This is a genomic window from Sphingomonas crocodyli (assembly GCF_004005865.1).
Classification (GTDB): domain Bacteria; phylum Pseudomonadota; class Alphaproteobacteria; order Sphingomonadales; family Sphingomonadaceae; genus Rhizorhabdus; species Rhizorhabdus crocodyli.
Genome location: NZ_SACN01000005.1, coordinates 188,296 through 212,754, shown reverse-complemented (window position 1 = coordinate 212,754; position 24,459 = coordinate 188,296). Strand labels below are relative to the sequence as shown.

General features: G+C 66.1%; 23 protein-coding genes and 1 tRNA gene. 11 read left to right on the top strand and 13 right to left on the bottom strand.

The window, feature by feature from the left end; translation table 11 throughout:
* Positions 1-61 precede the first annotated feature (61 nt).
* The 4 genes from parE (at position 62) to EOD43_RS22350 (ending at position 4,940) form a co-directional block, all read left to right on the top strand.
* Positions 62-2,050, top strand: coding sequence for a DNA topoisomerase IV subunit B (gene parE / locus EOD43_RS22370; RefSeq protein WP_127746629.1), 1,989 nt, complete (start codon positions 62-64; stop codon positions 2,048-2,050).
* A 105-nt stretch (positions 2,051-2,155) separates the two neighbouring features.
* Positions 2,156-3,190, top strand: coding sequence for a type III polyketide synthase (locus EOD43_RS22360; RefSeq protein ID WP_127746627.1), 1,035 nt, complete (start codon positions 2,156-2,158; stop codon positions 3,188-3,190).
* A complete protein-coding gene (locus EOD43_RS22355) occupies positions 3,187-3,870 on the top strand; it encodes a methyltransferase domain-containing protein (protein WP_127746625.1) in 684 nt (227 codons plus the stop codon). The genes EOD43_RS22360 and EOD43_RS22355 overlap by 4 nt, the downstream gene beginning before the upstream one ends.
* Complete coding sequence (locus tag EOD43_RS22350) at positions 3,849-4,940, top strand: NAD(P)/FAD-dependent oxidoreductase (RefSeq protein ID WP_127746623.1); 1,092 nt, start codon at positions 3,849-3,851, stop codon at positions 4,938-4,940. The genes EOD43_RS22355 and EOD43_RS22350 overlap by 22 nt, the downstream gene beginning before the upstream one ends.
* Before the next feature lie 3 nt (positions 4,941-4,943).
* Here the strand turns inward: EOD43_RS22350 and tagH are convergent, their stop codons facing one another.
* A complete protein-coding gene (gene tagH / locus EOD43_RS22345; protein WP_127746621.1) occupies positions 4,944-6,230 on the bottom strand; it encodes a type VI secretion system-associated FHA domain protein TagH in 1,287 nt (428 codons plus the stop codon).
* Between the two features lie 343 nt (positions 6,231-6,573).
* Between tagH and EOD43_RS22340 the strand changes: the two genes are divergently transcribed.
* Positions 6,574-7,248, top strand: a complete 675-nt coding sequence (locus tag EOD43_RS22340; RefSeq protein ID WP_127746619.1) for an OmpA family protein — start codon at positions 6,574-6,576, stop codon at positions 7,246-7,248.
* A 162-nt stretch (positions 7,249-7,410) separates the two neighbouring features.
* Here EOD43_RS22340 and EOD43_RS22335 read toward each other — a convergent pair whose 3' ends face one another.
* Positions 7,411-8,403, bottom strand: coding sequence for an alpha/beta fold hydrolase (locus EOD43_RS22335; protein WP_127746617.1), 993 nt, complete (start codon positions 8,401-8,403; stop codon positions 7,411-7,413).
* Between the two features lie 37 nt (positions 8,404-8,440).
* Positions 8,441-8,836: an NAD(+)--rifampin ADP-ribosyltransferase gene (arr, locus tag EOD43_RS22330; protein ID WP_127746615.1), complete on the bottom strand. Its 396-nt coding sequence runs from the start codon at positions 8,834-8,836 to the stop codon at positions 8,441-8,443.
* Positions 8,837-9,037: 201 nt separating this feature from the next.
* Here arr and EOD43_RS22325 point away from each other — a divergent pair.
* The 5 genes from EOD43_RS22325 to EOD43_RS22305 all read left to right on the top strand — a co-directional run bounded on the left by EOD43_RS22325 (position 9,038) and on the right by EOD43_RS22305 (position 14,174).
* Positions 9,038-9,111, top strand: a tRNA-Cys gene (locus tag EOD43_RS22325).
* Between the two features lie 207 nt (positions 9,112-9,318).
* Positions 9,319-9,963, top strand: a complete 645-nt coding sequence (locus EOD43_RS22320; protein ID WP_240653472.1) for a protein-L-isoaspartate O-methyltransferase family protein — start codon at positions 9,319-9,321, stop codon at positions 9,961-9,963.
* 20 nt (positions 9,964-9,983) lie between these two features.
* On the top strand, positions 9,984-11,462 hold the full coding sequence (locus tag EOD43_RS22315) for a TolC family outer membrane protein (protein ID WP_240653471.1): 1,479 nt from the start codon (positions 9,984-9,986) through the stop codon (positions 11,460-11,462).
* Between the two features lie 15 nt (positions 11,463-11,477).
* Positions 11,478-12,074: a DUF2497 domain-containing protein gene (locus tag EOD43_RS22310; protein ID WP_127746613.1), complete on the top strand. Its 597-nt coding sequence runs from the start codon at positions 11,478-11,480 to the stop codon at positions 12,072-12,074.
* 78 nt (positions 12,075-12,152) lie between these two features.
* Positions 12,153-14,174 (top strand): dipeptidyl-peptidase 5, encoded by a 2,022-nt coding sequence (locus EOD43_RS22305; protein WP_127746611.1) that lies wholly within the window; start codon positions 12,153-12,155, stop codon positions 14,172-14,174.
* A 37-nt stretch (positions 14,175-14,211) separates the two neighbouring features.
* On the opposite strand, the gene EOD43_RS22300 is transcribed toward EOD43_RS22305, so the two are convergent.
* The 3 genes from EOD43_RS22300 to EOD43_RS22290 form a co-directional block, all read right to left on the bottom strand.
* Positions 14,212-14,712, bottom strand: coding sequence for a nuclear transport factor 2 family protein (locus tag EOD43_RS22300; protein ID WP_127746609.1), 501 nt, complete (start codon positions 14,710-14,712; stop codon positions 14,212-14,214).
* Between the two features lie 83 nt (positions 14,713-14,795).
* A complete protein-coding gene (locus tag EOD43_RS22295; RefSeq protein ID WP_127746607.1) occupies positions 14,796-15,275 on the bottom strand; it encodes a glutathione peroxidase in 480 nt (159 codons plus the stop codon).
* Positions 15,276-15,315: 40 nt separating this feature from the next.
* The gene (locus EOD43_RS22290; RefSeq protein ID WP_127746605.1) at positions 15,316-15,816 is read right to left on the bottom strand and encodes a MarR family winged helix-turn-helix transcriptional regulator; all 501 of its coding nucleotides are present in this window, start codon (positions 15,814-15,816) and stop codon (positions 15,316-15,318) included.
* 64 nt (positions 15,817-15,880) lie between these two features.
* On the opposite strand from EOD43_RS22290, the gene EOD43_RS22285 reads away from it, so the two are divergent.
* Positions 15,881-16,762 carry a branched-chain amino acid aminotransferase gene (locus tag EOD43_RS22285; RefSeq protein ID WP_127746603.1) on the top strand — a complete coding sequence of 294 codons (882 nt, stop codon included), beginning with the start codon at positions 15,881-15,883 and terminating at the stop codon, positions 16,760-16,762.
* 133 nt (positions 16,763-16,895) lie between these two features.
* Here EOD43_RS22285 and EOD43_RS22280 read toward each other — a convergent pair whose 3' ends face one another.
* The 7 genes from EOD43_RS22280 to EOD43_RS22255 all read right to left on the bottom strand — a co-directional run bounded on the left by EOD43_RS22280 (position 16,896) and on the right by EOD43_RS22255 (position 24,434).
* Positions 16,896-18,518: a helicase HerA-like domain-containing protein gene (locus EOD43_RS22280; RefSeq protein ID WP_127746601.1), complete on the bottom strand. Its 1,623-nt coding sequence runs from the start codon at positions 18,516-18,518 to the stop codon at positions 16,896-16,898.
* Positions 18,519-18,554: 36 nt separating this feature from the next.
* The gene (gene rarD, locus EOD43_RS22275) at positions 18,555-19,442 is read right to left on the bottom strand and encodes an EamA family transporter RarD (RefSeq protein WP_127746599.1); all 888 of its coding nucleotides are present in this window, start codon (positions 19,440-19,442) and stop codon (positions 18,555-18,557) included.
* A 214-nt stretch (positions 19,443-19,656) separates the two neighbouring features.
* Positions 19,657-20,445: a sulfite exporter TauE/SafE family protein gene (locus tag EOD43_RS22270; protein ID WP_127746596.1), complete on the bottom strand. Its 789-nt coding sequence runs from the start codon at positions 20,443-20,445 to the stop codon at positions 19,657-19,659.
* A 90-nt stretch (positions 20,446-20,535) separates the two neighbouring features.
* A complete protein-coding gene (locus tag EOD43_RS22265; protein WP_127746594.1) occupies positions 20,536-23,010 on the bottom strand; it encodes a TonB-dependent receptor in 2,475 nt (824 codons plus the stop codon).
* 241 nt (positions 23,011-23,251) lie between these two features.
* Positions 23,252-23,419, bottom strand: coding sequence for a DUF5818 domain-containing protein (locus EOD43_RS23850; RefSeq protein ID WP_164857400.1), 168 nt, complete (start codon positions 23,417-23,419; stop codon positions 23,252-23,254).
* A gap of 23 nt (positions 23,420-23,442) precedes the next feature.
* Positions 23,443-24,120 carry an orotidine-5'-phosphate decarboxylase gene (pyrF, locus tag EOD43_RS22260; protein ID WP_127746592.1) on the bottom strand — a complete coding sequence of 226 codons (678 nt, stop codon included), beginning with the start codon at positions 24,118-24,120 and terminating at the stop codon, positions 23,443-23,445.
* A gap of 2 nt (positions 24,121-24,122) precedes the next feature.
* Positions 24,123-24,434 carry a DUF1049 domain-containing protein gene (locus tag EOD43_RS22255; protein ID WP_127746590.1) on the bottom strand — a complete coding sequence of 104 codons (312 nt, stop codon included), beginning with the start codon at positions 24,432-24,434 and terminating at the stop codon, positions 24,123-24,125.
* Positions 24,435-24,459: the final 25 nt, after the last annotated feature.

The following is a 24,459-nucleotide window of genomic DNA, read 5'->3' as shown; positions in this document are numbered from 1 at the left end:
GCTTTCACCGTTACATCGGCCCCTTCCTTCCTTTCGTCGCACGACATATAGTCGCCCCCACATGTCGAACGACGATCTCTTCGCCTCCGCCCCGTCCACCAGCTCCGGCAATTATGACGCCTCGTCGATCGAGGTGCTGGAGGGGCTGGAGCCTGTCCGCCGCCGTCCGGGCATGTATATCGGCGGGACGGACGAGCGCGCTTATCATCACCTCGCCGCCGAAATCCTCGACAATGCGATGGACGAGGCGGTTGCGGGCCATGCGAACCGGATCGAAGTCGCGCTGGGCACCGGCAACCGGCTGACCATCACCGACAATGGCCGCGGCATGCCGGTCGATCCGCATCCCAAATATCCGGGCAAATCCGCGCTCGAAGTCATCATGACGATGCTCCATTCGGGCGGCAAGTTCAGCGCTAAGGCTTATGCCACGTCGGGCGGCCTGCACGGCGTCGGCGTGTCGGTGGTCAACGCCTTGTCGACCGACACGGTGGTCGAGGTTGCGCGCAACAAGGAGCTGTTCCGCCAGTCCTTCTCGCGCGGGCATCCGACGTCGGGCCTCGTCTCGGTGGGCGCGGCGCCCAATCGGCGCGGGACCGCCGTTTCCTTCACCCCCGATCCCGAAATCTTCGGCGACAGCGCCCGCTTCCGCCCCGCGCGCCTCATGCGGCTCGCGCGGTCGAAGGCCTATCTCTATGCGGGCGTCGAGATACGCTGGCGCTGCGACCCCGCCGTCGCGGGGGATGAGGTGCCGACCGAGGCGGTGTTCCAGTTCCCCGGCGGCCTCGCCGATCATCTGGCCGAACAGGTCGGCGCGCGCGAATGCGCGACCAGCCAGTTCTTCACCGGCAAACAGGCGTTTCCGGGCGATAATCAGGGTTCGGTCGAATGGGCGGTCGCATGGCCGCTCTATTCGGACGGCAGCTATTCCTATTACTGCAACACCATCCCGACCCCCGATGGCGGCACGCATGAGGCGGGGCTGCGCGCCGCGCTGACCAAGGGTATCCGCGCGTTCGCCGATCTGGTGGGGCAGAAGCGCGGCAAGGATATCACCGCCGACGACATCATGGTCGGCTCCGAACAGATGCTGTCGGTGTTCATCCGCGATCCGCAGTTTCAGAGCCAGACCAAGGACCGGCTGACCTCGCCCGACGCCGCGCGCCTCGTCGAAACCGCGATCCGCGACCATTTCGATCATTTCCTTGCCGACAATATGGAGCGCGGAAAGGCGCTGCTCGGCTTCGTCCTCGACAAGATGGACGATCGCCTCCGCCGCAAGGCCGAACGCGATGTGAAGCGCAAGACGGCGACGTCGGGACGCAAGCTGCGCCTTCCGGGCAAGCTCACCGACTGCGCGAACGACGACCCGTCGGGCACCGAAATCTTCATCGTCGAAGGCGATTCGGCGGGCGGCTCGGCCAAGCAGGCGCGCGATCGCAAGACGCAGGCGGTGCTGCCGATCCGCGGCAAGATCCTGAACGTCGCGTCGGCGAACGCCGCGAAGATCGGCGCGAATCAGGAGATTCAGGATCTGGGGCAGGCGCTGGGCTGTGGCCTGCGCGACAAGTGCAACCCCGATCTGCTGCGCTACGAACGCATCGTCATCATGACCGACGCCGACGTCGACGGCGCGCATATCGCGACCCTGCTGATGACCTTCTTCTTCCAGGAGATGCCCGAACTGGTCCGGCGCGGGCACCTCTATCTGGCGCAGCCGCCGCTCTACCGCCTGACCGCGGGCAGCAAGAGCCTCTACGCGATGGACGACGCCCACCGCGCCGAGATCGAGGCGAAGGAGTTCAAGGGCAAGAAGGTCGAAGTCGCGCGTTTCAAAGGCTTGGGCGAAATGAACCCGATGCAGTTGCGCGAAACCACGATGGACCCCAAGACGCGCACCCTGCTGCGCGTCGTCCTGCCGCAGGAATATGAGGAGCGCGCGGGCACCCGCGATCTGGTCGACCGGCTGATGGGCAAGAATCCCGAGCATCGCTTCGCTTTCATTCAGGCGAATGCGGCGATGGTGGATGATGAGGTGATCGACGCTTAACCGTCATCCCGGCGGAGGCCGGGATCTCGGGAGAGGTGGGAAGAGTTGGTCGCAAGAGCCTCCTGAGATCCCGGCCTCCGCCGGGATGACGGACGTGGGAAAGGCATGGAATTGACCGCCCATATCCACGCGATCGGCACTGCCATTCCCGACCGGGACGTGCACAGCGCCTTCATCGATTGGGCGACTGCGCGGATCGACGACGGCCGCGAGCGCGCGCTATTCGCGCGGATGGCGACGAGGTCGGGGATCGAGCACCGCTGGTCGGTGCTGCCGCTCGCCCCCAAAGATGCGGCGAGCGAGCCGACATCGGTGCGGATGGCCGCCTATGCCGATCATGCGCCGCGCCTCGCGCTCGCGGCGATCCGCGATCTGCGGGAGCGCGCATCGATCGACGGGGTGACGCATCTCGTCGTCGCCAGCTGCACCGGCTTCGTGGCGCCGGGGATCGATCAGATCATCGCCGCCGAATTGGGCCTCGACGGATCGGTCGAGCGCACGCTCGTCGGCTTCATGGGCTGCTATGCGGCGGTCGCAGCTTTGCGGGTCGCGCACCATATCGCGCGCTCCGATCCGGCGGCGCGCATCCTGGTCGTCACGGTCGAACTCTGTTCGCTTCATCTTCAAGATACGGGCGATGTGCCCCGGCTGCTTGCGATGCTCCAGTTCGCCGATGGCGCGGCGGCCGCCTTGGTCACGGCGGAAGAGGGCGGCATCGCGCTCGATCGCTTCTTCGCTGCGACCCTGCCCGACAGCGCGCCGCTGATCACCTGGACGATCGGCGACACCGGCTTTGCGATGGAATTATCCGGCGAGGTGCCGGGGCGGATCGGCGCCGCGCTTGAAGAACCCGCGTTCCGGCAGCGCCTGCTCGGCGATCGCACAGCCGAGGACGTCGCGCATTGGGCCGTCCATGCCGGCGGGCGATCGATCCTCGATGCGGTCCAGTCCGCGCTGCACCTCCCGCAAGGGGCGCTCGCGGCATCGCGCGACGTGCTGGCGCGGTTCGGCAATATGTCCTCGTCGACCCTGATGTTCGTGCTGGCCGCGATGCTGGGCGGGACGGGCAAAGGCGGCGGCGTCGCGCTCGCCTTCGGCCCCGGTCTCGCCGCCGAGGGCTTCGACTTCCGGCTGCTATGAAGCGCGCGACGCAGGATGAGCAGATGGATGCGGCCGATATCGATCCGGCCGAATATGCCCGTGTCCTGACCGATCTCGCCAAGGTCAACTGGTGGACGATGGCCACGCGGCCGACGCTCACCTTTCTCGATCGCGCGGTGGCCGATCGGCGGCGCTTCACCCTGCTCGACGTCGGCTTCGGCGATGGCGACATGCTCCGCGCCATCGCGCGCTGGGCGGCGAAGCGGGGGATCGAGGCGGATCTGATCGGCGTCGATCTCAATCCCCGCAGCGAAGACGTGGCTCGCGCCGCGACGCCCGCCGACATGCCGATCCGCTACATCACCGGCGATTATCGCGATCATCTGGGCGACGTGGACCTGATCGTCAGCAGCCTCGTTACGCATCATATGGACGATGCCGAACGGATCGATTTTCTGCAGACGATGGAGCGCGCCGCGCGGCGCGGCTGGTTCGTCAACGATATCCGCCGCCACTGGTTTCCGTATCTCGGCTTTCCGATCCTTGCCCGGCTGATGGGCTGGCACCGGATCGTGCGTGAGGATGGGACTTTGTCGATCGCGCGCGGATTTGTCGCCCGCGAATGGCGCGCGATGATCGATGCGGCGGGGCTCGATCCTGCCGCCGTCTCGATCCTCCCCTTTTTCCCGTTTCGCTTATGCGTCGCGCGCCTGCGCTGATCGCGGGCGGCGGGCCGGCGGGGGCGACCGCCGCGATCCTGCTCGCGCATGCCGGGGCGATGCCGGTGCTGATCGAGCGTGCGCGCGGCCCGCAGGACGTGGTGTGTGGCGGCTTCCTGGCGGGCGACGCGATCAGGCTGCTCGGCCGGCTGGGGATTGATCCCGCCGCGCTCGGCGCGCCCGCAATCCACACTGTCCGCCTGGTTTCGCGCGGGCAGGTGGCGGAAACGGCCTTGCCCTTCGTCGCGGCGGGCCTGTCGCGCCGTACGCTCGATGCCGCCCTGCTCGATCGCGCGATTACGGAAGGGGCGTGCGTTGAGCGCGGCACCGCGATCCGCCGGGTCGAGGGGCGCTGCCTCCACCTGGCCGATGGCCACGCGATCGAGGGCGAGGCGCTGTTCCTTGCGACCGGCAAGCATGATGTGCGCGGGTCCATGCGCCCCGCCGAGGCGCTCGACGCCGATCCCGCGCTGGGCCTGCGCGTGCGGCTGGAGCCAACCCCCGCCTTGCGCGCCGCGCTCGACGGCGTGATCGAACTGCACCTGTTCGATCATGGCTATGCCGGGCTGCTGCTGCAGGAAGATGGTGGGGCGAACCTCTGCCTCTCGGTCGCGCAGAGCCGGGTGCGCGCCGCCGGATCGCCCGATCGCCTGCTCGCCGGGCTGGCCGAAGAGGCGCCGCTGCTCGGCGAACGGATTGGCGCGGCGACCGGTCTGTCGGGCTGGGCGAGCGTCGCGCGCGTCCCCTATGGCTGGCGCGCCGACGATACCGAGTCCGGCCTGTTCCGCCTTGGCGATCAGGCGGCGGTGATCGCCAGCCTCGCGGGGGACGGCGTCGCGATCGCACTCGCCAGCGCGATGCGCGCGGTCAACTGCTTCCTCCATAACGGACCCGAAGGCGCAATCGAATGGCAGGCGGGCTTCGCGCGCCGCGCCGAACGCCCGGTGGTCGCCGCATCTTTGCTGCGCCGGGTGGGGGAGATGCCGATGCTCGCGGGGCCGCTGGTCGGCCTGCTCCGCCATGTCCCCGCGCTCACCCGGTTGGCGAGCGCGGTCACGCGGATCGAATAGGGATTACTTTGCGCTCTTGGCCGCCTCGGCTTCGTACGCCTTGCGGAATTCCTTGGCGAAGATGTCCATGAAGGCTTCGTCCGAACCCTGCGCGACGCCGCCGAACTCGCGTTCATAGGCCTCCCACAGCGCAGAGGCGCGCGCGCCCGGCAGGATGCGCGCGATCAGGCCCTTGCTGTCGGCGCGCTTCTTGATCGCATCGGGCGAGAAGCGGTCGAGCGTGGCGCGCAGCGCGCCCTGCATCGCCTTCAACGTCGCGATCTGGTGCGCCTGCAGGTCGCGATAGCTGTCCTCCACCGCGCGCTCGGCACCCATGAAGCCGCTGACCGGCGGGCTGAGCATCTGCGCCAGCGCGTGCGCGGGCGACATCGCGAACTTGATCGGATTGTTGCCGTCGCGGCTGAAGATCGTGTTCTGCGCGCCCATCTGCGCCTTGGCGCGGGCGCGCGCCTCCATCATCACGACAAGCCCGCCGACCAGCTGGCGCAGCAGCAGACCCGCCGCCTCGATCGTCGCATCGTCGCCGCCCTTCACGTCGTCGCGCGAAAGGCCCGCGGCCTTGAGCAGTTGCGCCAGCACGTCGCCCGCGGGCGCGGGGGCGGCGCTCTCCTCCCCAAAGCCGCGGTTCCAATCGACGGCGTTGGTGTCCTCGATCGTGTCCCAGCTGGCGTCGCCCGCAACCGGTTCGGCAACAGGCGCCGGCGCAGCAGGTTCTTCGACGGGCGTCGGCGCGACCCAGGCTTCCTCGACCTTCGCGGCCTCTATCGGCGCGGGCGCCGGGGCCGGCTCAGGTGCAGGCACGGGTTCGGGTGCTGGCGGTGCCGCCTCGATCACCGGCTCGGGAGCAGGCGGCGGCGGAGGGGGAGGCGGCGGTGCGGGTTCGGCGGGAGCCGGCGCGGCATCCCAGCCGGCCGATGGCGCGGCGGCGGGTTCGGGCGCGGGTTCTTCCTCGGCCGATGCATTGCCCGGCAGCACGTCGATGTCGAAGCGGCCGACGCGGAAGGCATCGCCCTCGGTCAGCATCTTGGCGGTCGCCATCCGATCCTGCGCGCCGTTCAGATAGGTGCCGTTGGTGGATAGGTCGACCAGGCGATACATGCCGCCGCCGACATATTCGACCTCGCAATGGCGCGACGAAATATACATGTCGGGATCGGGCAGGGTCCAGTCGAGCCCCGGCGCGCGGCCGATCACCGCGCCGTGCCGATCGAGGCGGAGCGAACGCGGCGTGCCCCCCGGCACAGCCCCGGCGTCCCGAATCCGCAGCAGCAGAGTTCCGCTCTCCGACATTATCGATGCCCCCAAGATCGTCGCCGCCAATCTACCATTGGCTGCAAGAAGTGTCTCTTGTTCCACGTCGTCCCGGCGCGGGACTCCACACAAACTGTCCATGCATCAGCGCCCGTCGGCAAAGCAAGCGCGAACAGGCGGCAATTTTTACTGTGGCTTACGGTGTTTGTGTGGTTACCGCGTCCGTCCTGAAAGTCTCAAGTCGACAATGTCATTTTACTATGACGCACGTCACAACCGACTCGGTTTTGGCCGCGTATTATCTTGCGTGTAGAGTGAATGAAGCGTTAGGGAACTTTGACACGTCTGAGTGGGCGACTCGACGTTTTGGGGAGATTTCGAAATGCGTAGTGGAGTTGTGGCAGCAGCTTCCGTTCTGGCCCTTGCCATCGCCGGCGTTGCCAATGCGCAATCGGCGAGCAAGCCCACCTGGACCGAAGACAAGGTCGTTTGCCAGCTTTCGGGCTCGTGCGACGAAGCGGCGAGCGCCGATCTCGACAGCGATGTGACGCCGGCCGGCAAGGAAGCGTCGTTCAACATCGGCCGTTCCAAGCCGACGGCGACCCCGGCCGCCGCCGCGAAGGCGGCACCTGTGCGCGCCGCTTCGATCAAGACGGTGTCGCGTTCGGCAGGCGCCGGATCGACCCCGATGGTCACGCGCCGCGCCGATGGTTCGCGCGCGCTGGACATGACGATCACCTTCGACACGGGTTCGGCGACGATGACCGCCGATGGCCGCCGCAATGCGGAAGCCTTCGCGCTGGCGCTCGCCAAGCATCCCGAACTCGCCGGCAAGGGCGTGATGATCGAAGGCCATACCGATCGCGTCGGCGATCGCGGCTACAATATCGAACTGTCGCAGGCGCGTGCGCAGGCGGTCGCGGATTTCCTGGCGTCGAAGGGCGTCTCGGCCTCGCTGCTGCGTACCAAGGGCTTCGGCTTCGATCGTCCGATCGACGGCCTTTCGCCCTATGCCGCGCAAAACCGCCGCGTCGAGCTGGTCCGCTCGGCCGGCTGATCGATCGCGATCACCGTATCGAAGGGGCGGCGCCGGACCATCCGGCGCCGCCCTTTTCGTTTCAGGGGACTGGGGTCTGAACCCAATTACGACAACGCCGACCGCGAAGCGGCGAGGTCGATTTGGCGCAGGAGAGCGTTGCTCGTCAGTCACGATGAATCTTCATCGCTCCACTCCTCGCGCCTCCTCCTGCGCCAAATCGACCTCGTCATGACCATTGGCGTAATTGGGTTCAGACCCTAGGAACGCGCGCACCTCGGCGATGAAGCGATCGAACTGGTCGTGGTGCGGCCAATGTCCCGCGCCCTTGATCGTGATCCGCTCCGCATCGGGCATCAGGCTCGCGATCCGTGCGGGGAGCGATGAGGGCCAGCTTTCGGCGCCGTACAGGAAGCGCGCCGGGCATCGAATTGCGCTCCACAAGGCGTCGACATCGGCCTGCCCGATATCGGGGAAGGGCGGGCGGACGTTGACCGGATCATATTTCCAGCGCCAGCCGCCATCCCCCGACGGCGCGAGCGCGTGGATCGTCAGGTGGTGCGCCTGTTCGTCGGTCAGCGCCTTGTTGGCCGCCTTCATCCGCGCCAGCGCCTCCTCCTGCGTCGCGAAACGGCGCGCAGAGTTGCGGGCGAGAGCATAGCTCTCGCGCACCCATTCGCGGATTTTGTCGGCCGGGCTCTGCCGGTTCATCACCGCTTCGATCTCGGGCGGGGCGCCGACCGGCTCGACCAGCATCATCCGATCGACCAGCTCGGGAAAGACCGCGGCGAAGCGCAGCGCGAGGTGCGCGCCCATCGAATGGGCCAGGATCGTCACCTTGTCGGCGCCCAGATGCGCGATCAACCCGACCAGATCGACGATGAAGCCGACGAAATCATAGCGCCGCTCGGGCGACCAGTCGCTGTCGCCATGCCCGCGCAGGTCGAGCGCCACGACATGCCAATCGTCGCGCAACGCCCGCGCCACCCAGTCCCAGCTGCGCGCATGATCGCGATTGCCGTGCAGCAGGATCAGCGGCGGCGCATCGTCATTACCCCAGTCGAGATAGCTGAGGTTGAGGCCCTTCGATGGATAGGTGCGGCGTTCGGGTTCGATCGGTGCGTGCATGGGATCTGCATAGCCAAGCGGGCCGACGAAGAACCAGAAGTCGCGCATGATCCGACCTTCTGGAAGATCGCCGGCCCGCGGTGGGTCAGTCGATCGCCTCGATGCCCTGCGCCCTCAGCCGTTCGATCGCATCCTTCATCGCCTGCAGCCGCTCGGGACTATGACCCTCCCAGCTTGCGACTTCGCCGACGATGCGCAGCGGATCGCGCGAGCGATAGGATAGGGTCGGATTGCCGGGGAATTTCTTGTCGGTCAGGTTGGGATCATCGACGATCGGGCCGGTCGGCTCGACGATATAGATGCGTTCGCGTGCCTCGCCCGCCGCCAGTTCGGCACCCCAGATCGCGGCGTCGAGTGTGGCCGACAGGTAAATCCACGACGCCGGCTTTCGCGCGCCATAGTTCGAACCATAGCCGGGCGACAGCAGATCACCGGTTTGCAGGTCGGCGCGCGTGCCATGATAGAAAATCGGGGATGTCATCCGGATTGCTCCTCTTCGCAGGTGATTCGAGGGCAGTCTTCATGGCGCATGGACCCCGGCTTGCCGCAATCCCGGTTCCGGGTTAGACAATGATAGTGGGAAGATCGCCTTCCCAATTCCGACAGCGGCGGCTTTATCGACGGTCTTCCGTCCTGATCCCCGTTGACATTCGCGCGGGCTATCGCCATCCCGCGCGCTCTCGGCCCGATGGCGGAGTGGTGACGCAGCGGACTGCAAATCCGTGCACGCCGGTTCGATTCCGGCTCGGGCCTCCAAATCCACTCCCGCAAGCTTTCGCAGAATTGGCACTTCGACCAAGTGTCTTTGCCGTTCTGCCAACTGCATCCGCTTTGCCGCAGCCATCTTGCGGGGCGCTGGCGCTTCGTCCAAGGAAACCCACGCACCGGGGCTTGAACGGGCCCACGCTGTATTGTAATGGCAATACACCAGTTTCGGGGAAGGCCCCGAGTCAGGGATAGGCAGTGACCGAGCAGAATTTCGAACAATTGCGCCACGCGATGGTGGTCAGCCAGCTTCGCACCACCGGGGTCAGCGATGCGACCGTGGTCGCGGCGATGGGCCGGGTCGCGCGCGAAGGCTTCGTGCCGGCGGACAAGGCGCCGCTCGCCTATCTCGACATTGCGGTGCCGCTGGGCGGTGGCCGTGCGCTCAATCCGCCGATGGTGACCGGCCGGCTGCTGACGGCGGCCCAGATTCAGCCGGGCGATCGCGTGCTGCTGATTGGTGCCGCGACCGGCTATGTCGCCGCCCTCCTGATCGCGCTGGGCGCCAGCGTCGTCGCGGTTGAAGATGACGCCGCGCTCGTCGCGCAGGGCCGCGCCAATGTGGCGGGCGCCGAATGGGTCGAAGGATCGCTGACGGCGGGTGCGTCCGCTTCGGCGCCTTATGACGTGATCGTCGTCGACGGCGCGATCGAACAGATCCCGGCGTCGCTGACCGACCAGCTGGCCGAAGGCGGCCGCTTCGTCGGCGCGATCGTCGAAAATGGCGTCGTGCGTCTGGTGTCGGGCGCGCGCGGCGGCGCGGGCTTCGGCTATCGCGCCTTTGCCGATGCCGATGCGGTGGTGCTGCCCGGCTTCGCCAGGCCGGCCGCCTTCCAGTTCTGATCCAGAAAGGTTCTCATAGCGTGACTGTCAGGGGGGTGACGAAAAGTGCGGTGGCGCTGACGGCAATGGCCGCGGCGCTGGGCGGAGGCGCGGCGCAGGCCGATACGCTGCGTGATGCGCTGACCCGCGCTTATGCGACCAACCCGACATTGACGGGCGCGCGCGCCAATCTGCAGGCGATCGACGAAAACGTGCCGATCGCGCGCGCCGGCGGCCTGCCGAACGTCAGCACGAATGCGAGTTACAGCAGCTTCGTTCAGCGTTCGGTGAACAGCTTCGCTGCGCCGAAGAAGGCGCTGGTCGCGGGCGCCAATGCGACGATGCCGGTCTATCAGGGCGGCGCGGTGCGCAACGCGATCAAGGCGGCCGATGCGCGCGTGATGGCGGGCCGTGCGGACCTGCAGACCACCGAACTCAACGTCTTCGCCTCCACGGTCGCGGCCTATATGGACGTGATCCGCGACACCGCGATCGTCGACTTGAACGGCGGCAACGTGAAGGTGCTCGAAACCAACCTGCAGGCCAGCAAGGATCGGTTCGAGGTGGGCGACCTCACCCGCACCGACGTCGCCCAGTCGCAGGCTCGCCTCGAACTCGCGCGCAGCCAGTTGCAGGCCGCGCAGGCGCAGCTCGATGCCAGCCGTCAGAATTATCTTGAAGTCGTCGGCAAGTTCCCCGACGCGCTCGAGCCGCCGCCGCCGCTTCCGGCGCTGCCCGCGACGACCGAAGAGGCCGTCGATGTCGCGATGACCGACAATCCGGCGCTGGCTTCGGCCAAGGAAGCCGCCAAGGCCGCCGATTTCGATATCGGCACCGCCCAGGCGCAGCGCCTGCCCAAGCTCGAAGGCTTCGCCGAAGGGCAATATATCGATTATCGCGGCACGCTGGGCGACGGTATCACCGGCACCACCTTCCGCCAGCATGACAAGACCGCCACGATCGGCCTGCGCGGCACCCTGCCCATCTATCAGGGTGGTGAGCCGGGCGCCCGCGTGCGCCAGGCGAAGGCACGCAAGAGCCAGGCACTGGAAAATCTGACGGCCACGGAGCGCGGCGTGATCGCGGACACCCGCGTCGCTTATTCGCGCTACGAAGCGTCGCTGGGCGTGATCAAGTCGTCCGAAGTCGCGGTGTCGGCGAACGAACTCGCGCTCGAAGGATCGAAAGCCGAACAGGGTGTGGGCACGCGCAACCTGCTCGACGTGCTGAACGCCGAACAGGAATTGCTCAACTCGCGTTCCACGCTCGTCACCGCGCGTCGCGATGCCTATGTCGCGGGCTTCACCTTGCTGGCGGCAATGGGGCATGCGGGGGCCAAGGATCTCGGCCTCGACGGCGGCTCGCTCTACGACCCGGTGGTCAATTACAAGCGGGCGCGCGGCAACTTCTTCGATTGGGACAGCCGCGATCGTCCCAAGCCGATCGCGACCTCGACGCGTGGCGAACCCAGCGTTTCCGCGGTCGTTCCGGCGGAGAAGGTGACAGTCCCGCAGAAATAGGGCATCGTCCGGGATATGGCCGAAGCCCGTCCCGAACCATCGATGGAAGACATACTCGCGTCGATCAAACGCATCATCGCCGATGATGCGCCCGGCGTCCCGCGTCCTTCCCTGTCGCCACCGCCTGCGATCCCCGCGCCGCGCCCGCCGCTGCTGAACGATCCGGCGCTCGACGATTCGATTCTGGAACTGACCAATCCGGCGCCGTTGCCCGGATCGGCGTCTGGGCCGACTTTGGTGCCGCCGCCCGCGCCGCCGCGTCCGCAGCCCGCGCCCACCGGCGAACGCGCGGCCGATCGCTTCCGTCAGACAGTGGCCAGCGCGCGTGTCGGCGCCGCCTCGCCGCGTCCGGCGCCGGTCGAAACAATGCCTGCCGCGCCGTCGGCTCCGGTTGCGCCGCCGCGCGTCATTCCCTCGCTTGCGGCGCCCACGATCGCGACGACGCCGGCTCCGGCCGCGCCCGTCGCGCCGCTCGCCGGCCATTTTTCGGGCGAAACCGTCGAAGGTCTGGTGCGTGGACTGGTCGCCGACTGGCTCGCGGCGCATCTGCCCGCGATCACCGAAAAGCTCGTCCGCGAAGAGATCGCCCGCATCCGCGACGCCGAGGATTAAGCCTACCCGCGCGCCATGACGGTGTATTGTGGAGGCAGGGCGCTTCCCTTCGCGCATCGGCTGGACTAGCGTCCCGTCATGAAAAAAGCACTGCTCGGGGCCATGAGCCTCCTCGCGGGGCTGTCGGCGGTTGCCGAAGCCCGTCCGCTCACCATCGAAGACGTCGTCTCGCTCTCGCGCATCGGATCGGCCACGCTTTCGCCCGACGGGCGCTGGCTGGTGTGGGATCAGCGTGAGACCGATCTGAAGGCCAACAAAGGAACGACCGACATCTGGCGGCTCGACATGTCGAAGCCGGGCGCAGGGCCGTCGAAGCTCATCGCCGATCCGGCGGTCAGCGAGAATTCGCCCGCCTTCTCGCCCGACGGCAAGTGGGTCTATTTCGCCGGCAAGGACGGCGTCTATCGCGTGGCCGCCGGCGGCGGCGTGTCCACCCAGGTGCTGAAGGCCGATATTGGCGGCTTCAAGCTCAGCCCCACCGGCGACAAGCTGCTCGTCTGGGCCGATCGCCCGGTCGGCGCCAAGTCGCTTACCGATACCAAGCCCGCCCATCCCGCCGATGCGGGCAGCGGCCGCACCTATGAGCAGCTGTTTGTTCGCCACTGGGATGCATGGGCCGATGGCCAGCGTTCGCAACTGTTCGTCCTTCCGATCGTCGGCGGCAAGGCGCAGGGTGACGGCACCCCACTGGTCGGCGCGCTGGTTGGCGATACCCCGTCCAAGCCCTTCGGCGGTGGCAGTGAGATTGCGTGGAGCCCCGACGGCAAGACGATCTACTTCGCGCTGCGCGAGGCGGGGCGGATCGAATCGCTTTCGACCAATCTCGATATCTTCTCGGTACCCGCCGATGGCTCGACCGCGCCGGTGAACCTCACCGCCGATAACAAGGCGACCGATACCAGCCCCACCGTCTCGCCCGACGGCCGCTGGCTCGCCTGGGCCGCGATGAAGCGGCCGGGCTACGAATCCGACAAGCTCACCATCATGCTGCGCGATCTCCAGACCGGGCAGGTGCGTGCGCTGACCGACAGCTGGGATCGTTCGGCCGGCTCGATCGACTGGTCGAAGGACGGGCGCTCGCTCTATGTCACCGCGCAGGATACGGGCGATGATCCGCTGTTCCGCATCGACATCGCGGATGGCAAGCCGTGGCGGCTGACGGGTGCCGGCACCGCAGGCACGGTGGTGCCGACGGGCAAGGGCGTCATCTACACGCTCAACACGCTGACCGCGCCGAACGACTTCTGGCGCATTCAGGGCCGCGCGATGCCGATGCAGTTGACGCACGTGAATGCGGCCAAGCTGGACGGGATCGACTGGCCGACGATCGAACATTTCTCGTTCAAGGGCGCGAAGGGCGACACCGTCTGGGCCTATGCGCTCAAGCCTGCGGGCACGCCCGAAGGCGCCAAGGTGCCGATGGCCTTCCTGATCCACGGCGGGCCGCAGGGCAGCTTCGGCAATGGCTGGTCCTATCGCTGGAATCCGGCGCTGTGGACCGGGCATGGCTATGGCGCGGTGATGGTCGATTTTCATGGGAGCACCGGCTACGGCCAGGCCTTCACCGATGCGATCAACCAGGATTGGGGCGGCAAGCCGCTCGAGGATCTGAAGGCTGGCTTCAAGGCCGCGACCACCAAGTTCGCCTGGCTCGACGGGACCAAGGCCTGCGCGGCCGGCGGCTCCTATGGCGGCTATATGATCAACTGGATCGCGGGCAACTGGCCCGACGGTTTCAAGTGCCTCGTCAACCATGACGGCGTCTTCGATGCGCGCGCTATGGCCTACGAAACCGAAGAACTATGGTTCGACGAATGGGAACATGGCGGCCCCTATTTCGAAAAGGCGGCCGAATATGAAAAGTGGAACCCGGTCAATCACGTCGCCGACTGGAAGGCGCCGATCCTGATCATCCACGGGGAAAAGGATTTCCGCATTCCCTATACGCAAGGTCTGGCGGCCTTCACCGCCGCCCAGCGCCGCGAAATCCCTTCGCGTCTGCTGATGTTCCCGGATGAGAACCACTGGGTTCTGAAGCCGAAGAACAGCATCCAGTGGTATCACGAGGTGCTCGGCTGGATGGATCACTGGACGAAGTAAAAAGCGTCGCCCCGGCGAAAGCCGGGGCGTCCGCCAGCTACTTCATCACCATATCGATCCGTATCCGCGTCAGCTTGAGCGACGCGATCTTCCAGCGGCCGTCGACGCGGACGTAGCGTTCGCGATAATGGCCATAGCCGTGCATCTCGCGCATCGGATTGGCGCTGTCGGCGGGCCAGCGCAATTTGTCCTCCATCGCCCAAAGGCCGGTCGCCTCGTCATCCGAAACCAGATCTATTTCGGGCATGTGCCCGTGATGGACGGTCGATACGCCGTCGAGGTGGAAGTGCTGCGCGGCGATGAAGGTGTCGATGCCGCGGATGATGAAATCATTGTTGGGCGGCGGGGCAGGGCGATCGGCCTCGATCGGCTTGCCCGCAGCGTCCATCGGCGTGAACGCTTCGCTGGTGTCGATCGTGCAGTCGGTGATGAAGAGATCGCGGAAACCCTCCCAATCCTTCATGTCCATCGTGCGGAAATAGGCGGCTTTCAGCCGCTTGATCGCCTCGATCGCCTCCAGCCGTTCGGTCGCGTTCATCCCATCCTCCCTTATCGTGTGGGAGGCAGCCTATCATTCCCGCCGACGAATGGGATGCGCGCGCGGAGCAACCCGGTCCTGCGCTAAAGCAGCTTCTCGATATCCTTGCGGATCGCCTCGGGCTTGGTGGTCGGCGCGTAGCGATCGACGACATTGCCCGCGCGGTCGATCAGGAACTTGGTGAAGTTCCACTTGATCCCCTCGCTGCCCAGAAGCCCCTTGGCCTCGGTCTTGAGCCATTTGTAGAGCGGGTGGGTCGCGTCGCCATTGACGTCGATCTTGGCGAACATCGGGAATTTCACGTCGTAGCTCAGCCGGCAGAAGCTGGCGATTTCGGCCTCGTCGCCCGGCTCCTGCGCGCCGAACTGGTTGCAGGGGAAACCCAGCACCACCAGCCCGCGATCGGACAATTCCTCGTGCAGCTTCTCCAGCCCGTCATATTGGGGCGTGAAGCCGCACTTGCTGGCGGTGTTGACGATCAGCAGCACCTTGCCGCGATACTGGTCGAGCGACACCTCCTCGCCCGAAATGCTCCGCGCGCTGAAATCATAGACGGTGGTCATGCGGCCCCTCGAATCTGTGTTCGTTACGATGTGTAACGGGCTAGCGACGTATGTCCATGACGCGCTGGCGCTCGTCGGGCGGGATCAACCCTTCCAGCACGTTCCAGAAGCCCGCGACCGCGCCCTGGCCCGCTTGCGCATAGGCCGACGACAGTCCTTCGCGCAGCGCCTCATATAATTCGGCCTCCAGCGCCGCGCCCGCCTCTGTGACGCGCAGCAGCCGCTGGCGCCGGTCCTCGCGCCCCATCCGCGTCTCGACCAGCCCGCGCTGGGTCAGTTCGTTGAGCACGCGGCCCAGCGACTGCTTGGTGATGCCCAGCACGCGCAGCAGTTCGCTGACCGTGATGTCGGGCGATCGCGCGATGAAATAGAGCGATCGGTGATGCGCGCGGCCCAGCCCCTGCTTGGCCAGCCCCTCGTCGATCCCGCGATAGAGATGCGAATAACCGAAATAGAGCAGTTCGATGCCGCGCCGTATCTCCGGCTCGCGCAGGAACAGCGGGGAGGCGCGATAGCCTTCATTGGTATTTTGGACAGCCATATTGACGTAATTTGCCAGCAGGCTTAACCGAACGCAACGCAAGATTCTTGGCGGATGAGAGACGATGGCTGACGAACCGACTTATGACGATCGCGATGGCTGGATCTGGCTTGATGGCAAGCTGGTTCCCTGGCGCGAGGCCAATGTCCACGTCCTGACGCATGCGATGCACTATGCCTCCTCGGTGTTCGAAGGGGTGCGCGCCTATGACGGGCACATCTTCGAACTCAGCTGGCATTCGCAGCGCCTGCGCAATTCGGCCGCGATGCTCGGTTTCGATCTGCCCTGGTCGGTCGAGGAAATCGATGCCGCCTGCATCGAAACGATGAAGGCGAACAACCTCAAGGACGCCTATGTCCGTCCGGTCGCGTGGCGCGGCTCGGAACAGATGGGCGTTTCGGCGCAGAAGACCAAGCCACACATGGCGATCGCTTGCTGGTATTGGGGCCAGTATCTCGATCCGGGTTCGAACGGCCTGAAGCTCGACATCGCGCCGTGGCGCCGCCCCGCGCCCTTCACCGCGCCGGTGCAGGCGAAGGCGGCGGGCCTCTACATGATCGCGACCATGTCGAAGCATCATGCCGAGGCGCGCGGTTATCAGGACGCCCTGATGTTCGACTATCGCGGCCAGGTGGCCGAGGCGACCGGCGCGAACGCCTTCTTCGTGAAGGACGGCGCGCTCCACACGCCGACCCCCGAATGCTTCCTCAACGGCATCACCCGCCAGACGGTGATCAAGCTGGCGAAGAAGCGCGGCATCGAAGTGATCGAACGCGCGATCTGGCCGGAGGAGCTGGAAAGCTTCGAACAGTTCTTCCTGACCGGCTCGGCGGCCGAGATCGTTCCCGTTGGCTCGGCCGGCCCCTGGAACTTCGCAGTCGGCGATCTGACCCGCCAGATGCAGAAGGACTATGCCGATCTGGTCCGCGGCAAGCTGACTTTGTAATTCCTCCCCGGAACGTGGAGGGGGACCGCGCGAAGCGTGGTGGAGGGGGCGCGTCTCGAGCGATGTGCCCAGCCTCCTGCCCCCTCCACCATCCTGCGGATGGTCCCCCTCCCCATGCTGGGGAGGAATTGGCCTACTTGAACAGCCCGCCCAAAATCCCGCGCACCAGTTGCCCGGCGATCCCGCCGGATTTGCTCCGGCTGCTCCCGAACACCGCCTTGCCCAATTCGTTCGCGACTTGACGGCCGACCGACGAGGCGGCGGCGCGGGTGGCGGACTGGATCGCGCGGTCCATCGCGGTCGGCTTGGCGGCTTCGCGCGCGGCGGCGGCCTGCTGGCGGGCCTGCTCCTTCAGTTCGGCCTCGCGCTGCTTGGCTTCGACCTTGGCCTGTTCGGCGGCGGCCTTGTCGGCGGCGACCTGCGCCTTGGCGGCATCGGCCGCAGCGGAAGCGGCGGTCGCACGCGCGGCCAATATCTCCTCGGCGGATTCGCGATCGATCGCCTCGTCATATTTGCCCGAACAGGGGGAGATCGACTGGATCACCCCGCGTTCCTTCGCATCGACCGGGCCGAGCCGCGAGCGCGGCGGCGCGATCAGGCTGCGCTGGACGACGCCCGGCGATCCATCCTCCTGCAGCAGCGAGACGAGTGCCTCGCCCACCTTCAGTTCGGTGATCGCGGTGACGACGTTCAGCTCCGGATTGATCCGGAACGTGTCCGCCGCCGCCTGGATCGCCTTCTGATCGCGCGGGGTGAAGGCGCGCAATGCATGCTGCACCCGGTTGCCCAGCTGGGCCGCGACATCCTCGGGAATGTCGATCGGGTTCTGGGTGACGAAATAGACGCCTACGCCCTTCGACCGGATCAGCCGCACCACCTGCTCGATCTTGTCGGCCAGCGCCTTGGGCGCATCCTCGAACAGCAGATGCGCTTCGTCGAAGAAGAAGACGAGCTTGGGCTTGTCGGGATCGCCCACCTCTGGAAGCGTCTGGAACAGCTCGCTCAGCAGCCACAGCAGGAAGGTGGCGTAGAGCTTCGGCGACTGCATCAATTTGTCGGCCGCCAGCACGTTGACGAAGCCGCGCCCCTCATCGTCGACGCCCAGCATGTCGTGAATATCGAGCGCGGGCTCGCCGAAGAAATGGTCGCCGCCCTGCGATTCCAGCTGGAGCAACTGTCGCTGGATTGCGCCGACGCTCGGCTTGGTGACGTTGCCATACTTGGTCGACAGCTCGTCGGCATTCTGCGCGCAATAGGTGAGCATCGCCTGCAGATCGCCGAGGTCGAGCAGCAGCAGACCCTGTTCGTCGGCGATACGGAAGGCGATCGAAAGCACACCCTCCTGCACCTCGTTCAGCCCCATCAGCCGGGCGAGGAGCAGCGGCCCCATCTCGCTGATCGTCGTGCGGATCGGGTGGCCCTGTTCGCCGTAGAGATCCCAGAAGATCGCCGGATTGTCGCCCCAGACGAAGCTCTGCATCCCGATGTCGGCGGCGCGCGCGACCAGCTTGTCGGCATTTTTCGCGGTCGGCGATCCGGCCATCGCGATGCCCGAAAGATCGCCCTTCACGTCGGCCATGAAGACGGGGACGCCCAGCTTAGAGAAACTCTCGGCAATCCCCTGCAGGGTTACGGTCTTGCCGGTGCCCGTCGCGCCCGCGATCAGTCCGTGCCGGTTCGCGCGGCGCAGGTTCAGATATTGGGGCGCCGTGCCGCCGGCCCCCGCGCCGATGAAGATGCCGCCTTCGTCCGCCATGTCCCGTCTCCTTGGGCGACGAACCTAGCCGATGGGTTATTCCGGCGCCATCGGGCGGACGCGCCCTTTATGCCATGTTGCAATTCCGTACACCGCGAGGCCGGACCAGATGAACGCGAAGGCGAGCATGTGGACGGGCAGCAGCGGCTCGCCAAAGGCCAGTGCGCACATCAACTGCAGCGTCGGCGCGATATATTGGAGCAGGCCGAGTTCCGAATAGCGCATCCTCTTGGCGGCGGCCGCGAACAGCATCAGCGGCGTCGCGGTGACGATGCCGGCGGAGATGACCAGCGGCCACGAAGGCCCGCCCGCCGGCAGCACGAAGCCGTCGTGCAGCAGCAGCCAGCCGAGTGCGAGCGGGGTGAGCAAGGCGGTCTCGACCAGCAGCCCTTCGAGCGATTCGACCGGCGCCATCTTCCGTACGAGGCCGTAGAGCCCGAAGCTGATCGCCAGGATCAGCGACAGGGTCGGCAACGCGCCTTGCCCGATCGTCAGCACGGCGACGCCCGCACCCGCCAGCACCACCGCCGCCCATTCGGCGCGGCCCAGCCGTTCGCGCAGCACGACCATGCCCAGCAGCACGTTGACCAGCGGATTGATGAAATAGCCCAGACTCGCCTGCAGCGTGTGCCCTTCATTGACCGCATGGACATAGACCAGCCAGTTCAGGCCGATCAGCGCCGCCGACACGGCCAGAACCCCGATCAGCTTGGGCTGGCGCATGACCTGCATCAGCGCCTTGCCCCGCCGCAGCGCCAGCGCGAGCAGCAGCAACAGCCCCAGCGACCAGATCACGCGGTGCGACAATATCTCGACCGCGCCGAGCGGCTGGAGCTGCTTCAGGAAAAGCGGCAGCAGCCCCCAGATCGCATAGGCGGACGCGCCCATGACGATACCCGATCGTGTGGAGGACATGGCAGGCATGGATTCCCCATCGTCGTTTCACCGGCGAAAGGGAAGTGGCGCATTATTGCCTATCGGACTTCCCGCTTATTGCGGTGACTTTTTTGATCCAGCTCACGCTGGATGCGGCACCGGCCCGCTCCCCCACCCGACCTCCCGTAAGATACTGCCGCTGGGAGGTCGGGTGGGGGAGCGGGCCGGTGCCGGGCGCTGGTTCAGCCTTGCTGAACCAGCATCAACTCAACGCCTTCCACAGGCTGTACACGCTCGTCGCGATCAGGATCACGCCCACCAGCGCCAGCAGGCGCTTGGCCGGGATGCGCTTCACCAACAGCGCGCCGATCGGCGCGGCGCACAGGCCGCCGATGATCAGGCCGACGGCGGCGATCGTGAAGGCGCCCAGACCCAGGTTGAAGATGAAGGTCGCGGAGATCGCGCTCGTCAGGAAGAATTCGGCCGTGTTGACCGTGCCGATCGTCTTGCGCGGTTCGGTGCCCTGCACCAGCAGGTTGGACGTCACCACCGGTCCCCAGCCGCCGCCGCCCGCCGCGTCGAGGAAGCCGCCGACGAGGCCCAGCGGCGCGATGACGCGCGCGGGCCGGTGCGCCGCGCCATGATCCAGCTTCCACGCCTTCCACAGCAGATAGATGCCGATGCCGACCAGATAGGCCATCACGAACGGCCGCGTGATCGATCCGTCGATGTTGGACAGCAGATAGGCGCCCGTCACGCCGCCGATGATCCCCGGCCCGACCAGTCGGCTGAACAGCCGCCAGTCGACGTTCCGCTGGAAGATATGGCTCACCGCCGACGCTGCCGTCGTGAACGTTTCCACCACATGCACGCTGGCCGATGCGCGCGCGGGCGGCAGGCCCAGCACGCTGACCAGCATCGTGTTGGTGATGACGCCGAACGCCATGCCCAGTGCGCCGTCGACCACCTGGGCGGCGAAGCCCACCCCGATGAAGGGGGCGATCGCCTGGAGTTGCGCGAATGTCAGCTCGGGGAGCGAGAAGGAGAACATATCCGGGCACTTACCGTAAAAGGGTGCCCGGCCAAGACAGAAGGGCTTGGCCGGGCGCTAGAGAGGCTATGTTGAAGGTTCGGACGCAGGTCAGAACTTCGTCTTGATCGTCCCGCCCCAGGTGCGCGGATCGCCCGTCTGGCCGGCGATCAGGCCGACATTGCCCGGCGCCACCTGCAGGTTTTCGATATAGTTGACGTCGAAGGCGTTGCGGACCCAGGCGAAGACGTCGAAGCCCTCGCCACGGAAGCCGGCGCGGAAGTTGGTCAGCGCATAGCCCTTCACCTCGGTGTAGATCGACGGCGACGCGTTCGAGTTCCAGCGGTTACGATAATTGCCGTCGACGCCGAAATAGACCTGGCCTTCCTTCGCCAGCAGCGTGACCGGCGTGTTGACCTCGGCCCCGTAGGAGAAGGCCCACTTCGACACACCCGGCAGCTGCTGACCCGAAATGTCGCACTGACGGGGGCTCAGCGCACCGGCCACGCCCGGCTGCGAATAATCGGGCGTCGCATTGGCCGCCTGCAGCGTGCCGCCCGACAGTTCGGGCGGGCAGGGGGCGTTGACGAACTTCTTATACTTGGCGTCGGTATAGGCACCGTTGGCATAAGCGGTGAAACGGTCGCTGGTGCGAATCTTGAAATCCGCTTCGACGCCCTGCGACCGCACCTTGCCCGCATTGGCCAGATAGCCGCGCACCGTGCCGAACTGCCCGCCGTTCACCGTCGCCTGGAAATTCTTGATGTCGGTGCGGAAGGCGGTGAGGTTGAAGGTTGCCAGACGGTTGAAGAACTGGGTCTTCAGGCCGATTTCATAATGGTTGACCGATTCGGGCTTCACCGTGCTGGCCGTCAGATCGGGCACGTTCGCCGCCGTCAGCGGCAGGCCGTTCTGGTTGATGCCGACGGTCTTGAAGCTCTTGGCGTAGGTTGCGTAGCCCAGGATGTCGCGCGCGAACTTATAGTTCACGTTCAGGTCGTAGCTGAAGTTCCACTTGCTGACCGAGGGCGACGTGTTCTGCGGCTGATAGACGCCGCACTGCGCGGCCAGCACGGTGCCGGCGGCCGGCGCCGGGGTGCAGTTGATCACCGCGCCCGCGCCGGTGGTGACGATGCGCTGATAGAAGCCCGATTTCTTGTCGTAATTGACGCGAGCGCCCGGCTGGATCGTCAGCTTGTCGGTCACCTTGTAGCTCAGCTGGCCGAACAGTGCGCCGCTGGTCGCCTTCAGGAACTGGGTGTTGGTCGCGGTCAGGCCGTTCAGGATGCTCGGATCGTTCGCCTGTGCGCCGGTCAGGCTCCAGCGGCTCGCGTCCGGCCCCTGCTGTTCGGTGCCCTGCGTGTCGATGCGCTGCTTGAAGCCGAACAGGCCGACGACGAAGTCGATCTTCTCGCCTTCCTGATTGTAGCGGAACTCCTGGCTATACTGGTCCTGCTGCGACGGGTTCTGCGACTTGGACACGATCGAAAGGCCGGTGAAATCGCGGTCGTTCTCGGGCTTCCAGTCCCAGAAGCGCCATGCGGTGATCGACTGGAAGGTGCCGGCGCCGACATCCCACTTCACCTTCAGCGATGCGCCGCCGATCTTGTTGCCCGCGTTCAGGTTCGCGTCGATGTCGGTCAGGCGGTCATAGGGATTGCGGCTCGGCACCGAGTAGGGGCGGGTCGGGTTGGCGGCGTTATAGGCCGCGACCAGCGCGTCATACTGGCGGTTGAGCGCGCGCTGCGTGCGGCCGACGCGGACGAAGGTGGTGCCGAAGCCTTCGGGATCCTGCTTGCTGTAATCGCCCGTCAGCGTGATGCTCAGATCTTCGCTGGGCTTGAACAACAGGGTGCCGCGCAGGCCAAGATTGTCCTGTTCGTTGATCCAGCGCTGCGTTCGGACATTGTAGATCGTGCCGCGGCGCGTGGTGTTGGCCACGGCGATGCGCGCCGCCAGCGTGTCGGTGATCGGGCCGGAAACCGCGCCCTTCGCCTGCTTGTAGTTCAGGTTGCCGGCGGTCAGCTCGGCGCTGCCTTCGAAATCGAAGGTCGGCTGGTTGGTGGTGATGTTGATCGCGCCGGCAGTGGTGTTCTTGCCGTACAGCGTGCCCTGCGGGCCGCGCAGCACTTCGACCTGCGACACGTCGAGGAAGTCGAATACCGCGGCGGCGACGCGCGAATTATAAACGTCGTCGACATAGATGCCGACGCCCTGTTCGAAACCGTCGCTGGTCAGGCCGAACGGAACGCCCAGACCGCGAATGTTGACCGACGTGTTGCGCGGGTTGGTCGTATAGACCTGCAGCGTGGGGGCCAGCTGCTGCAGCTTCACGACGTTGAAATTGCCGGTCGCCTCGATGCTGTCGCCCTTGATGACGGAGATCGCCAGCGGCACTTCCTGCGCGGCTTCGTTCTTGCGGCGCGCGGTGACGACGATCACGTCGCCGGACAGCGAGCGCGCCTCGGGCGTGTCGGATTGATCCGCGGCCGGCGCCGTCTGCTGGATCGCTGCCTGTTCGGCATGGGCCGATGTCGCAAGCACAAGGGTTGCCACTCCTGCCAGAAGCAAGGCGCGCATATTCATTCTCCCCGAAAGAAGTCTCTTTAGACTGTCACTATCCTCGATGCGCCCGGACGGGCGGCACCAGCAGGGATCCGAACCCCTTCATCTCCCTGTCGACCCCTACTTATCTCTACTGGATCGAGAGAGAAGAAAGAAAATCTATCATTTGAGTAGAGATGGTTTGACGACAGCCATTTCGCGCGCTGCGCGAACGCGCGGGCGGCCTTGGTCGTTCCTATGAGTTTTGGTGATGAAACGCCCGTCAGGCGGGCTGAACGCCGTCCGCTTCGACATGGCCCGGCGCGGTTTCGACGCCGACCAGCCGTACGCGCTTTTCGACTAGATCGACCGGCGTGCGATGCAATTCCAGGCTGTAGGTGCCGCCCGAATCGCGCTTCAGCACGAAGCCGCCGCCGTCGCGCAGCAGCATCCCCGTCTCATCTACTGGCGTGTTCAGAGCGTGGCCTCGATCACGCGGGCGGCGGCGTCGGGGTCTTCGGCCTGGGTGATCGGGCGGCCGATGACGAGGATGGAGGCGCCGGCATCGAGCGCCTTGCGCGGGGTCATCACCCGCTTCTGGTCGCCATGATGCCCCTCGGCCGGGCGGATGCCGGGCACGACGAAGAAGCCCTTCGGCCAGATCTTCTTGGCGGCGGCGACCTCGTTGCCCGAACAGACGACGCCGTCCACGCCGGCCTCCATCGCCAGCCGCGTGAGGCGTTCGACCTGCGCGTGCGGATCGCCGTCGGTCACGCCGATCGCGTTCAGATCGTCGCCGTCCAGGCTGGTGAGGACGGTGACGGCAACCACCTTGGTGCCCACCGGTGCGGCTGCCTTGGCATCCTCCATCATCGCGCGGCCGCCGGCGGCGTGCACGGTCAGGATGGCGGGGTTCAGCCCGCCCAGCGCCTGCACCGCCTTGGCGACGGTGTTCGGAATGTCGTGGAGCTTGAGGTCGAGGAAGATCGGCAGGCCGATCGCGGCGATTTCGCGCACGCCCGCCTGACCGTGGGCGGAAAAGAATTCGAGGCCCAGCTTCAGCCCGCCGACATGATTCTTCACCTTGGCGGCGATCGCCTTGGCGCGGGCGATGTCGGGCGTGTCGATGGCAACGTAGATCGGGCTTCGCATCGTCAATCCAGGATCGGGGTGGCGGGAACTGGCGTCGGGCTTTCGTCCGCGACCGCCCCGTTCGTCAACCCCATCTGCTCGGCATTGCGTTCCATCGACGCGATCCGCCGCTTGGAACGCCACCGTTCGGTGCGCAGCAGCGCATAGGTGGGTAGGAAACCGACCAGCACCGCGATCACCAGCAGCACGGGCAGCTTGATGTCCATCACGATGTCGGCCCACAGCCGGATCGTCACAGCGCCCCAATTGGCGCGCGCAAAGGCGGCCAGAACCACCGCCAATATCGCCCAGAACAGGATCTTCAGGAACTGCATCCGCCCACCTTATGGCGCTTGGTCG